Raw genomic sequence first — 12403 nt, forward strand, 5'->3', positions numbered from 1 at the left:
CGGAGCAGGCTACTATGACCGACGACACGCACACAATCCGCTGCGGCGGGCTCGCCGCGACCATCAAGGCGCAAGGCGCGGAGATGTGTTCGCTGGCGAGCGATGCCGGCATCGAGTTCGTTTGGCAGGCGGGGGCGGCCTGGCCGCGCCATGCGCCGCTGTTGTTTCCGATCGTCGGGCGTCTCGCCAATGACGAATTGCGGCACCGGGGCAGGACCTACCGGATGACCCAGCACGGCTTCGCGCGTGACAGCCGCTTTGCGTGGATGGAACGTGGCGAAAGTCGCTGTATCCTGGTGCTCGAAGACAGCGAGACGACGCGCGCGCTCTACCCCTTTGCGTTCCGCCTGACGGCAACCTATGCGCTCGACGAATCCGGTCTCGATCTTTCACTCGTGGTCGCGAACACCGGCAAGGAGATGTTGCCGGCCTCGCTCGGCGGCCATCCCGCTTTCAACTGGCCGCTGCAACCAGGACTGGCGAAGGAGAGTTACGCGCTGAGCTTCGCGAACGCAGAGCCATCCCCCGTCCGCCGTCTCGACGGCGGCTTGCTGCGTCCGGCAACGGAGCCGAGCCCGGTCCAAGGCTCCGTGTTGCCCCTGTCAGAATCCCTGTTCGTCGACGACGCAATCATCTTCGATCGGATTGCGAGCACTTCGGTCCGCTATGCCGCGGAGCAGGGCGCGTCCACCGGGCCGTGGTTGAAAATGTCATGGCGCGGCTTTCGCGAGCTTGGCGTCTGGTCGAAACCGTCGGGCGCGCCGTTCCTCTGCATCGAGCCCTGGCGCGGCTATGCCAGTCCCGCCGGCTTCGACGGCGAATTCACTGACAAGACGGGCCTGATGCACATCGCGCCCGGGACGGAAGAGCAATTGTCATTTCGGGTTGAGGTTGGATCGTCCTGAGGCCGGACGGCCTTCGCGCATCTCAAGTTCTCAGACCTCGATCCGCGTGAGGTCCTCGCCGAGCACGACAGGACCCGCGTAGTCCCGCCTGACATCCGCGAGCAGCGCATTCAGCATGGAATCATCGGTGCGAGGCCGGTGATGAGTCAGCGCGAGCTTCTTAACGCCGGCCTTGGCCGCGACCTTGCCGACTGTATCGCCGCAGGCGATCGTGAATTTCGCAAGCCGGCGCAGGTGCTCGTTGTCGATCTCCGGCGTGGCGAGAAAGCAGCACTGGACCAGCAGATCGGCCCCCTCAGCCAGTCGTTCGAGACCGGGGCACGGCACCGTATCGCCGGAAATTGCGATGACCTTGCCTTCGGCCTCGAAGCGGTAGCCGAGGCACGTCCAGCGTGCGAGGAAGGCCGGCGACATGTCGAGGCCGTCGCCATGCGAGACGAGTTCGGCACTGATCTTCCAGCGCCCGGTGTCGAGAACGGGGCCCGGTATAATGTCGGTCGCGACGACAGGTTTCCAGCCGCCGAAGCTCGGCTCGCCCTGATCGCGCCAGGTGATGTCCTTGTCGTAGACCTGCGTGACCAGCGTATTGACGAGCCGTTCGGTATCCGGCGGTCCATAGATGCGCAGATCGTCCTTGCGCCCGTGCATCCATGAATTGAGCATCACGTCGTAGAGGTCGCCAATGTGGTCGAAATGGTGATGGGTGAGAAAGACCGTGTTGATGGAGCCGAGCGGCACGCCGGCCTTGTTGAGCTGCACCATGACGCCGCGGCCTGCATCGATCAGGATATTTTCCTCGCCGAGCCTGATCAGCGTTGTCGTCGCCATGCGGCGCGGGTCCGGGCGCGGGCCGCCGGTGCCGAGCAGGATGACTTCCATGGCGCCACCTCCTGGGGCAGACTTTTCGGGCGTTACAGTAGATTTGAAGCGGTTGGCGAGGCAAGCGTCCGTGGGACGGCCGTCAGCCCCCACAACAACCGCTTGTGCGGGGCTCCCGAACATGATGCGCGGGACGAGAAGTGTGGGCCAATTCATACTTAATACGGCCAGATCGTGACCAATGTTGTTTGGGCGCGATAACGCGCCTAGTATTGCAGCAGGCAATTCGAGGGGGCTCGAACAGTCGTGAATGTACGTTCACAGGACGGCGCGCTCGGCGACCTGAGCTTCGAGGTCGGCCCGCAAGCACACAGGACATCCAACATCGTGGCTGATTCCGCAGTCCAGGAATTGCGTGTCGCTGGCCGCGAGCGGCTGATCGTCGTCGAGGACGATCCGGTGACGCGGACGATGCTGGTCGGCTATTTCAGCGAGAACAATTTCGACGTGGTCGGCGCAAGCTCCTGCGCGGAATGCCGCCAGGCGCTGCGGACGCGGACCGATCTCGTCTTCCTCGACGTGCAGCTGCCCGACGGCGACGGTTTCGATCTCGCCAAGGAGATCCAGGCGACCAGCAACGCGGGCATCATCTTCGTGACCCGCCGCGACACCGACGTCGATCGCATCCTCGGCCTCGAGGTCGCGGGCGACCACTACGTCACCAAGCCGATCGATCTGCGCGATCTGCTCGCGCGCGCGCGAAGCGTGCTGCGGCGGCGCTCGATCGACCGCAAGGCGGCGCGCAACCACAATTCGATCGCCTTCGGCGACTGGATCATCGACCTGACGCGGCGCGAGCTGCTCGGCAGCGACGGCAAGCCGGTGGCGCTGACGCGCGCCGAATTCGACCTGCTCGCAGCGCTCGTCGGTGCCGACGGCAGGCCGCTTAGCCGCGACTATCTGATCGAGGTCGTCAGCAATCGCCAGGCCGAGGTCGACATCCGCACCGTCGATGCCTTGGTGGCGAGGCTGCGCCGCAAGCTCGTCGGCAGCGGCACGCCCGTCATCACCACGGTCACCGGGGTCGGCTACAAGCTCGCGCTGAGCGAACGGCTCTAGAGCCGGGCGCAGCACGAAACGGTGCCGGCTGAGCCGTCGGCTTCAGCCACTGAAGCCGACCAGGAACCGAATGGCGAGAAAGGCCGACAGCGCCACGGCGCCGGTCGCGAAGATTGCAAACAAAACTCTCAAACTATTGTGCATGATCTCTATTCAGGTTCGGTTTCAAAGTCCGGTTTCAAAAATGTCGTTCGTCCAATCGCTGCTCGTCTCAAGGCAGGCGACTCTAATTCTATTGGCGTGATGCGACCCGTTTCCACTTGGCTTCGACGCGAGCCTGGATGATGCGGACCCGGGCTTCCTGTGCTGCCCAGTATGCCCTGCTCGCGACCGCCGTGCCTTGACGGTAACGTGCGTAAACGTCCTTCGGCTGTGCCGGTCTGTTTTGATTGTGCGCTGATTTCTGATTGTGCGCCGACTTCGAGACGGTGGGCGCCGGAGTTGGCGCCGGTGCCACATCTGGGACGGCGGCAGCCTGGTTTCCCACATTCATCGAGTTCATAGAGACAAGACGATTACGGGCGCGATGACAATAAACCTGGGAGCGCGGCGTCATGGACTCCTCGTCATGACCGGCTCGATATTTCATCAGGGCGCGGCAAAGGTCCCCGCCTGCCAGGCGCCATGCGCGGCTCAGATAGAGAACGCCATAGTGGATGTTGATATCGGGCTCTGCGAGCTCTGCGTTATGTCCCCGAAATCCGAGCATCGCTGCCGTTTCGGGTCGAATTTGCATGAGGCCGATCTCGCCGACGGCGCCAATGGTGCCCGGATTGTATCCGCTTTCAACGAAGACGACGGCCTCCGCGATGTCGGCGGGCAGATCGGTCCTGGCCGTTTCTCTTTCGATAATCTTTCGAATCGCCGCCCGCGAGGCCGGCGTCTCTCCAGCGCCGAGATCTGCATCGTGACCGCCAGCCGCCAACGCCGGTTCCGCGCCGTTCAGAGCGCTGCCCTGAGCGTGCACGGAGGTGGATGCCAACCAAAGCACAGCGATCGCAACGTGTGTCCACGCCGCGCTGGCATTGATGTGTGTTCGATCCCGCAGCATGGACATGTATTATATCTTTCGAGTTAACAACCGATTTTCTGGCGGCCTGGCTCGGACGGCGCGAGCGGCCGGCGGCGTAATGAAGCTATCGCGACCGCGAGCTCTGGTCGGTTGATGTGCTTGGCGCAGCCCCGGCCAATTTGTCGTCGACTGCATAGAGCGTGCAGGCGGGCGACCATTTTGTGCAGGCGCCAAGTGAATCGCGCTGGGCGTCGTCCACGGTTGCCCGCCCCGAACGCCAGCCGTAACCGCCGTTCGGCGACACCGCAAAAGCCTTGTGCGGCATCGTGCTGGCGAGATAGCGCGCGAACTCGGCACGCGCGGCCTCGCTGAGCTGGCCCGGCGGCGCGAGCGGATCAGGCGGGCTCAGGATATCGTGGCCGAGACCTCGCTCGCGCAGGAAGGCGTCGAGATAGGGCGTCCATTGCGGACGGCTCACCACCGAATAGAGATAGTGGCCATCGTCGCCGTAAGGCGGCGCTGCGACGAATTTCGCGTTGCCGCCATTGGCGCGAAATCCGTCATGGAGGCGGCGCGCGAGCTCGGGACCGAAGTACGAATCGTTGGCGGCGTAGACCCACAGCATCGGCGCACGCGAGGTTTTGCCGAACGTGGCGAAGGCCTGCACCAGCCCGTTGGGATTGCAGACGTCGTCGTCGTCGCGCGAGCCGCGCCCGCCGGCAAAGCTGATCGCGGCGACGAGACCCGCTGGCGCCTGCGCGGTCAACGCGACGGTGGCGAACCCGCCGGCAGAATGACCGGCTGCGATCATGCCTGATGTGGCGACGTCGGCCCTGCGCGCCATCGCCTCGATCGCCGCGCGCAAATCCGCAACCGCGACCGCCGCCGCCGGCAGGTAAGCGGCATTGGCGCAGCCCCCGACGCTGTCGACGCGCCCGCCGGGCGAGGTGCCGTAGCCGCGCCGCATCACGATCAGCGCCGCAAAGCCGCGCCGGGCATATTCGAGAGCGATGCCGTAATATTTGTGCGCGGACATCGTCGCGCGATCGTCGAAACTGCGCGGCGAGCCGTGGCTGAGCAGCGCGAGCGGATAGCGCCTGGTCCCGGCCGGCCGGACCAGGAACGCCTCCAGCCCCTGCAGTCCGGCCTCGGCCATCGGGATACGCAAGTCCTCGGTGTAGAACTCCGCGGCCATTGCATCGGGCACGATGCCAGCCGTCGCAAACCAGGCCATCAGAACAACCAAGAGCCTCTGAAACAGCGTCATGCCCCGACTCGAAAAGCCCCGATCAAAAGACCATAGCATGATCTCAGGAACGGCCGCCCCATCGCGGGTGTTGTGCTCTTGGCGGGGGCTTGGCCGATGCTATGGTATCGCGCAATTCTACGACAGGACGAGGTATATCCAGTGGTTGATGTTCATCCCGCGGCGGGCAAGCAGGCCTCGCCGGACGCGCTCACCAACGTTCCGCGGCTGGTGACGGCCTATTTCGCCGGCAAGCCTGATGTCGCCGATCCCGCGCAGCGGGTGGCGTTCGGCACCTCCGGCCATCGCGGCACCTCGTTCAAAACCAGCTTCAACGAGGGCCATATCCTCGCGACGACGCAGGCAATCTGTGATTACCGACGTGAAAAGGGGCTGACCGGTCCGCTCTTTATCGGCATCGACACCCATGCGCTGGCCGAGCCGGCGCTGGTCAGCGCCGTCGAGGTGTTCGCGGCCAACGGCGTCGACATCATGATCGACAAGGACGGCGGCTACACGCCGACGCCGGTGATCTCGCATGCGATCCTGACCTACAACAAGGGCCGCACCTCCGGCCTTGCCGACGGCGTCGTCGTCACGCCTTCGCACAATCCGCCCGAGGACGGCGGCTACAAATACAATCCGCCGCATGGTGGACCGGCCGACACCGACGCGACCTCCGTGATCGAGAAGCGCGCCAATGCCTATCTCGCCGACGGCCTCAAAGGCGTGAACCGCATCGACTACGCCAGGGCACGCAAAGCCGCGAACGTCCACGCCTATGACTTCGTCACACCCTATGTCGCCGATCTCGGCAACGTGGTCGATCTCGACCTGGTCAAATCCGCCGGCGTGAATATCGGCATCGATCCGCTCGGCGGCGCCGCCGTGCATTACTGGCATCCGATCATCGAGCGCTACGGCCTGAAGGCAACCGTGGTGAACGAGGCGATCGACCCGACGTTCCGTTTTATGACGGTGGACTGGGACGGCAAGATCCGCATGGACTGCTCCTCGCCTTATGCGATGGCGAGCCTGATCGCGATGCGCGACCGCTTCGACGTCGCCTTCGCCAACGACACCGACGCCGACCGCCACGGCATCGTGACGCGCACCGGCGGCCTGATGAATCCGAACCATTATCTCGCGACCGCGATCTTCTATCTGTTCGCGCACCGCCCGAACTGGGGCAAGGGCGCCGCGATCGGCAAGACGGTGGTGTCGAGCTCGATCATCGACCGCGTCGCGAAAAAACTCGGCCGCAAGCTGGTCGAGACCCCGGTCGGCTTCAAATGGTTCGTCGACGGCCTGCTCACGGGCGGCTTCGGCTTCGGCGGCGAGGAGAGTGCAGGCGCCTCGTTCCTGCGTCGCGACGGCACGGTGTGGACCACCGACAAGGACGGCATCATCCTCGGCCTGCTCGCGGCCGAGATCATGGCAAAGACCGGCCGTGATCCGAGCCAGCTCTTCAACGATCTCACCGTCGAGTTCGGCGTGCCCCATTACGCGCGCATCGACGTCGCCGCCACCACGCCGCAGAAGAACATCCTGAAGTCCGTCACGCCCGAGCAGCTCGGCCTGAAGGATCTCGCCGGCGATCCCGTCCGCGCCACCCTGAGCAAGGCGTCCGGCAACGGCCAGCCGTTCGGCGGCATCAAGGTCGAGACCGATTTCGGCTGGTTCGCCGCAAGGCCGTCAGGCACCGAGGACGTCTACAAGATCTACGCGGAGAGTTTTCGCAGCCCCGAGCACCTGAAGGCGATTCAGCAGGAGGCTCAGACAGGGTTGGCGAAGGTGTTCGGGGCGTAGTCGTCGAGCCAAAGCGCCGCTGCCACTGCTCCCCCGGGGGGGACTCGCCGCATCAACAGGTGTCATCACCCGCGAAAGCGGGTGATCCAGTACGCCGTGGCGCCAGTTGAGTAAACCAACAACCGCCGCGGAGTACTGGATTCCCCGCTTTCGCGGGGAATGACAGCGGAACAGATTTGTATACACGATGCGAGATAAAGGTATTATAATACGCTCCCATCCGCCCTTGAACCATTCCATTCCTCCGCTATTGTATACATAACGTATCCACAAGCCTTGGGAGTGAACCGGTGACAAAACCCTTCCCGATGAACGCCTGGTATGCCGCCGCCTGGGACGCCAATGTGAAGCCGGCACTGCTGCCGCGGACGATCTGCGGCAAGCACGTCGTGATGTACCGCAAGGCCGATGGTTCGGTGGCTGCGCTGGAGGATGCCTGCTGGCACCGCCTGGTGCCGCTGTCCAAGGGTAGGCTCGAAGGCGACACCGTCGTCTGCGGCTATCACGGCCTGAAGTACAACGCGCAAGGGCGCTGCACCTTCATGCCCTCGCAAGAGACCATCAACCCGTCGGCCTGCGTGCGCGCCTATCCGGTGGTCGAGCGTCATCGCTACATCTGGCTCTGGATGGGCGATCCCGCGCTGGCGGATCCTGCGCTGGTGCCCGACCTGCACTGGAATCACGACCCCGCCTGGGCCGGCGACGGCAAGACCATCCACGTCAATTGCGACTATCGCCTCGTGCTCGACAACCTCATGGACCTCACCCACGAGACGTTCGTGCACGGCTCTTCCATCGGCAACGAGGCGGTCGCGGAGGCGCCGTTCGACGTCACCCATGGCGAAAAGACGGTCACGGTGACGCGCTGGATGCGCGGCATCGAGGCGCCGCCGTTCTGGGCGAAACAACTCGGCAAGTCCGGCCTCGTCGACCGCTGGCAGATCATCCGTTTCGAAGCGCCCTGCACCATTGCCATCGACGTCGGCGTGGCCCCGACCGGCACCGGCGCGCCGGAAGGCGACCGCTCGCAGGGCGTCAACGGCTTCGTGCTCAACACCATCACGCCCGAGACCGAGAAGACCTGCCACTATTTCTGGGCCTTCGTGCGCAATTATCAGCTCGGTGAGCAGCGCATCACCACCGAGATCCGGGACGGCGTCTCCGGCATTTTCCACGAGGACGAGCTGATCCTCGAGGCGCAGCAGCGCGCGATGGACGAGAACCCGGATCGCATCTTCTACAATCTCAACATCGACGCCGGCGCGATGTGGACGCGCAAGCTGATCGACAAGATGGTGGCAAAGGAAAATCCGCCGCAGCATCTTCAGGCCGCGGAGTAAGCCGACATGGCCGAGCGCGAGGTCGACCGCTCCGTCTCGCAGACCGTGAAGGCGCAGCTCGCGCTGCGCGACCAGCTCCTGTCGGGCTCGTTGCGCCCGGGCGAGCGCATCTCCGAGCTCCAGGCGGTGGAGACCACCGGCGCCTCGCGCACCCCGGTGCGCATGGCGCTGGTGCGGCTGGAGGAGGAGGGCCTCTTGGAGGCGATTCCCTCCGGCGGCTTCATGGTGAAGGCGTTCTCCGAGCGCGACATCTCCGATTCCATCGAGCTGCGCGGCACGCTGGAAGGGCTCGCCGCGCGCTTTGCCGCCGAGCGCGGCGTCTCCGCGCGCGAGCTCGAGCCGCTGAAGGAGTGCCTCGCCGCGATCGACGAGTTGTTGCGCCAGGTGCCGATCTCGGTCGATGCGTTCTCGTCCTATGTCACGCTGAACGCGCGCTTCCACGCCCTGCTCACCGAATTGTCGCGTAGCCCGCCGCTGATCCGGCAGATCGACCGCGCCTCGTCGCTGCCGTTTGCGTCGCCGAGCGGTTTCGTGATGGCGCAGTCGGCGCTGCCCGAGGCACAGCAAATCCTGATCATCGGGCAGGAGCACCACCGCGTCGTGATCGACGCCATCGAGAACCGCGAAGGCGCCCGCGCCGAAGCGGTCATGCGCGAGCATGCGCGGCTCGCGGTGCGCAATTTGCGGCTCGCACTGCGCAACCGGACCCATCTCGACCTCTTGCCGGCGCTTGCGCTGATCAAGTCCGCAACCGATTGAGGGCAGTCACCATGCGCTTCATCGAAACCTGGATTCCGGCGACGCTCGTCTCGATGCGCGATCTCGCACCCGGCATCCGCGAATTCCTGATCCGGCCCGACCAGTTCGACGGCACGGCCTATCCGGTCGGCAGCCACATCAATATCAGCGTTACCATCGACGGGCAGCCCGAGACGCGGTCCTATTCGCTGGTCGGGGAAGCCTCGTCCCAGGGTCTAAGGATCGCCGTGCGCCGCGCCGAGGACTCGCGTGGCGGCTCGCGCTATATGTGGTCGTTACGGCCGGGCGCGCGGCTCGACATCACGACGCCCGCCTCGCTGCTCGCCGTCGATTGGGCACGCCAAAACTACTGCCTGATCGCCGGCGGCATCGGCATCACCCCGATCCTCGGTGCCGCGCAGGCGCTGGCCCGGCGCGGCACCGATGTCACGCTGCATTACGCGGTGCGCTCGCGCACCGAGGCCGCCTATCTCGACGATCTCGCCGCAACGCTGGGTGATCGCCTGGTCGTTCACGCCAGCGATGAGGGCAAGCGGCTCGATCTCGACGCCCTGTTCGCCTCGGTGCCCAAAGACACGCTGGCGCTGTTCTGCGGCCCGATGCGCATGCTGGATGCCGCGCGCCACGCCTGGATCGGCGCCGGCCATCCGCTTCCCGATCTCCGCTACGAGACTTTCGGCTCCAGCGGCACGCTGCCGACTGAGACATTTCGCGTGCGCCTGAAGGGCTCCGATGTCGAGCTGGAGATCCCGCGCGAGCGCTCGATGCTGGACGTGCTCAACGCCAGCGGCCACGACGTGATGTACGATTGCAAGCGGGGCGAATGCGGCCTCTGCGCCATCGACGTGGTCGCGATCGACGGCGAGATCGACCATCGCGACGTCTTCTTCAGCGACCATCAGAAGCAAAGCAACCAGAAGATCTGCGCCTGCGTTTCCCGCGCGCGGGGCACCATCACGGTGGACACGCTGCTGCGGGCGGATCCGGTCTGAGGTGAGGTCGTCATGCCCGGGCTTGTCCCGCCTGCGCGGTCGGAGCCGCTTCGGCGAGGCGAAGGCCCGGGCATCCACGTTCTTCGTGCGATGTCGTAGGTGTGGATGGACAGGCCCGGCCGTGACGCCGTGAATGCTTTGGTGGCTACGCCGCGTAGGTCGCCCGCAACTTCTTCGGATCAAGCAGCGCCAGAACGCCATCCGCCGACACCGGCCGGCTGATGAGATAACCCTGCACCTCGTCGCAACCGATCTGGCGCAGATATTCGAGCTGGTCGGCGGTCTCGACGCCTTCGGCGACCACGCCGATGCGCAGGTCGCGCGCGAGCCCAATCACCGATTTCACGATCGCGGCGCAGTCGGGGTGCACCAGCATGTCGCGGATGAAGGACTGGTCGATCTTGATGCGGCTGAACGGCAGCTTGCGCAGGTAAGTCAGCGAGGAGAAGCCGGTGCCGAAATCGTCGAGCGCCACGGTGACGCCGAGCTCCAGCAGCGCGTTCAGGACCGACGCGGCCGAGGCGTATTTCGACAGCAGCATCGATTCCGTGATCTCGATCTCGAGCCGGTGCGGGGCGATCTTCGCGTCCGCGAGCGCCTGCACGATGATCTGGAGGAGGCCGTTGCTGTGAAACTGCGCGGCCGAGAAATTCACCGCGACCCTGATCTCCTCGGGCCACTCGGCAACCGTGGCGCAGGCGCGGCGGACAACCCATTCGCCGATCTCATGGATGAACCCGGTTTCCTCGGCGATCGGAATGAACTCGCTCGGCGGCACCAGCCCGCGCTGGGGATGCTGCCAGCGCAGCAGTGCCTCGAAGCCGGTGATGCGGTTGCCGTCGAGGTCGAGGAACGGCTGGAACACCAGGAACAGCTCGTTCCTGGCGACGGCGCCTTCCAGATCCGATTGCAGCGCCTTGCGGTCGCGTGACGAGCGGTCGTCGGCTTCCTCGAAGAAACACACCGTGCCGGGTCCGGCCTTCTTGGCGCGGTAGAGCGCGGTGTCGGCGTTCTTCATGATGTCGAGTTGCGTGCTGCCGTCGCGCGGCGCCAGCACGATGCCGACGCTGGTCGCGCCGACGATCTGGCGACCCTCGATCTGGAACGGTTCGTCGAAGGCCGCGACGAAGCGCTCGGCGATCTCGAGCGCATCCTCCGGCCGCGCCCGATTGGCCATCACCAGCGCGAACTCGTCGCCGCCGATGCGTGCGACATGCTCGGCCGCGCGGGTGCAGCGTTGCAGGCGGCTCGCGATCTGGACCAGAAACTCGTCGCCGGCGGGATGGCCGAACTTGTCGTTGACCTCCTTGAAACGATCGAGATCGAGCAGAAGCACCGCGAATTCCTCGCCGGACAGAGCGAGCCGCTTCAAGGCTGCATCGAGCGTTTCGTTGAACGCGACGCGATTGGGCAGATGGGTCAGCGAGTCCTGCCGCACCGTACGCTCGGCCTCGATCTGCCGCATCACGCGCCGTGCGAACGCGATCGAATTGACGAACACGCTGCGCAGCAGCACTGATCCGTAGACGACCACCAGGAAAGCGATCAGCAGAAACGCCGGATCGCCATTCCTGCCGAGGCAGATCGCGATGCCAGCGAAGATCGGGGCCGTGAATGCGATCGCGGCGATCGGGATGGTGGCGAAGGCCAGCGCGCCCCCCGCCAGCATCCCCGAGCAAAGGCAGGTGATGACGAGCTGCCCGCCCGTTGAGGCATTGACGAAGAATGCGACCGGAACGGTGCCCCAGGCGGCGCCGAGGATGAAAGCATTGCGCACCAGCCGATGCATGGCCCGGCGCGAGACGAATTGCGGTTTGGTGATGCGGCGCGCGGCATGGGATTGCAGGCCGAACGCGATCGCGGCGCCCGCCACGATGGCGGCCCAGATCAAGGCCAGCTTCAAGTCCGGCGAATGCCACAGCGCGACGACGAGTACCCCGGCGTTGCAGGCATTGGCCAGCATGATGCCGACCGAATAACCGAGCACCAGCGACATCTGTTCGGCGCGGATATGGCCGGCGACGGCTTCGTCGGTTACGGGACCGCCAAAGGCCGACAGATCGCCGGCGAACAGCCGCGCGAAATAGCTGGTCGTTTGAGTCCGCATTCCAGAGCCTAGCAGCATGGGCCGCTTGTCCGGCCCGGTCAGGAGAATTCGCTGCAAACCTTTGACGAACTATGAATTATCCAAACTTGCGACGATTGCTCTGACCACTTCTGCGTGTTCGCGATATTGTATCGATAACAAATCGATACAAATGCGGCGCCTCGCGTTACGGCTGTGACGGGAGGCTATGTTCGCTACCAATTCCGCTGTCATGCCTCGCCTTGTGCGCACTTGCGCACTGGGGCGGGGCATCCAGTACGCCGCGGCCTATCGGATCAATCACGCCTGTCTCGGA

At 64.9% G+C, this 12403-nt stretch carries 10 protein-coding genes; 6 read left to right on the forward strand and 4 right to left on the reverse strand.

What is annotated here, in order from left to right; translation table 11 throughout:
• The first annotated feature begins 14 nt into the window (after nt 1-14).
• Nucleotides 15-905, forward strand: coding sequence for an aldose 1-epimerase family protein (locus tag ACFQX9_RS18565; protein WP_377790005.1), 891 nt, complete (start codon nt 15-17; stop codon nt 903-905).
• A 30-nt stretch (nt 906-935) separates the two neighbouring features.
• On the opposite strand, the gene ACFQX9_RS18570 is transcribed toward ACFQX9_RS18565, so the two are convergent.
• The gene (locus tag ACFQX9_RS18570) at nt 936-1784 is read right to left on the reverse strand and encodes an MBL fold metallo-hydrolase (RefSeq protein ID WP_085349963.1); all 849 of its coding nucleotides are present in this window, start codon (nt 1782-1784) and stop codon (nt 936-938) included.
• 246 nt (nt 1785-2030) lie between these two features.
• Between ACFQX9_RS18570 and ACFQX9_RS18575 the strand changes: the two genes are divergently transcribed.
• The gene (locus ACFQX9_RS18575) at nt 2031-2843 is read left to right on the forward strand and encodes a response regulator transcription factor (protein WP_085349962.1); all 813 of its coding nucleotides are present in this window, start codon (nt 2031-2033) and stop codon (nt 2841-2843) included.
• A gap of 232 nt (nt 2844-3075) precedes the next feature.
• Here ACFQX9_RS18575 and ACFQX9_RS18580 read toward each other — a convergent pair whose 3' ends face one another.
• Together ACFQX9_RS18580 and ACFQX9_RS18585 are read right to left on the reverse strand one after the other, a co-directional pair.
• On the reverse strand, nt 3076-3894 hold the full coding sequence (locus ACFQX9_RS18580; protein WP_377790178.1) for a transglycosylase SLT domain-containing protein: 819 nt from the start codon (nt 3892-3894) through the stop codon (nt 3076-3078).
• Between the two features lie 85 nt (nt 3895-3979).
• Nucleotides 3980-5122, reverse strand: a complete 1143-nt coding sequence (locus ACFQX9_RS18585; protein WP_377790007.1) for an alpha/beta hydrolase family protein — start codon at nt 5120-5122, stop codon at nt 3980-3982.
• A gap of 96 nt (nt 5123-5218) precedes the next feature.
• Between ACFQX9_RS18585 and pgm the strand changes: the two genes are divergently transcribed.
• From pgm to ACFQX9_RS18605, 4 genes are all read left to right on the forward strand, one after another.
• Nucleotides 5219-6910: a phosphoglucomutase (alpha-D-glucose-1,6-bisphosphate-dependent) gene (gene pgm / locus ACFQX9_RS18590; RefSeq protein WP_377790009.1), complete on the forward strand. Its 1692-nt coding sequence runs from the start codon at nt 5219-5221 to the stop codon at nt 6908-6910.
• A 290-nt stretch (nt 6911-7200) separates the two neighbouring features.
• Nucleotides 7201-8250 carry an aromatic ring-hydroxylating dioxygenase subunit alpha gene (locus ACFQX9_RS18595; RefSeq protein WP_247903984.1) on the forward strand — a complete coding sequence of 350 codons (1050 nt, stop codon included), beginning with the start codon at nt 7201-7203 and terminating at the stop codon, nt 8248-8250.
• Nucleotides 8251-8256: 6 nt separating this feature from the next.
• On the forward strand, nt 8257-9009 hold the full coding sequence (locus ACFQX9_RS18600; protein WP_007595257.1) for a GntR family transcriptional regulator: 753 nt from the start codon (nt 8257-8259) through the stop codon (nt 9007-9009).
• Between the two features lie 11 nt (nt 9010-9020).
• Entirely contained in the window at nt 9021-10001 is a 981-nt protein-coding gene (locus tag ACFQX9_RS18605) for a PDR/VanB family oxidoreductase (RefSeq protein ID WP_085349959.1), read from the forward strand.
• Between the two features lie 145 nt (nt 10002-10146).
• Here ACFQX9_RS18605 and ACFQX9_RS18610 read toward each other — a convergent pair whose 3' ends face one another.
• Nucleotides 10147-12108, reverse strand: a complete 1962-nt coding sequence (locus ACFQX9_RS18610) for a bifunctional diguanylate cyclase/phosphodiesterase (RefSeq protein WP_085357451.1) — start codon at nt 12106-12108, stop codon at nt 10147-10149.
• Nucleotides 12109-12403: the final 295 nt, after the last annotated feature.

The sequence above is a fragment of the Bradyrhizobium sp. GCM10028915 genome, from assembly GCF_042666195.1.
GTDB lineage: Bacteria > Pseudomonadota > Alphaproteobacteria > Rhizobiales > Xanthobacteraceae > Bradyrhizobium > Bradyrhizobium canariense_D.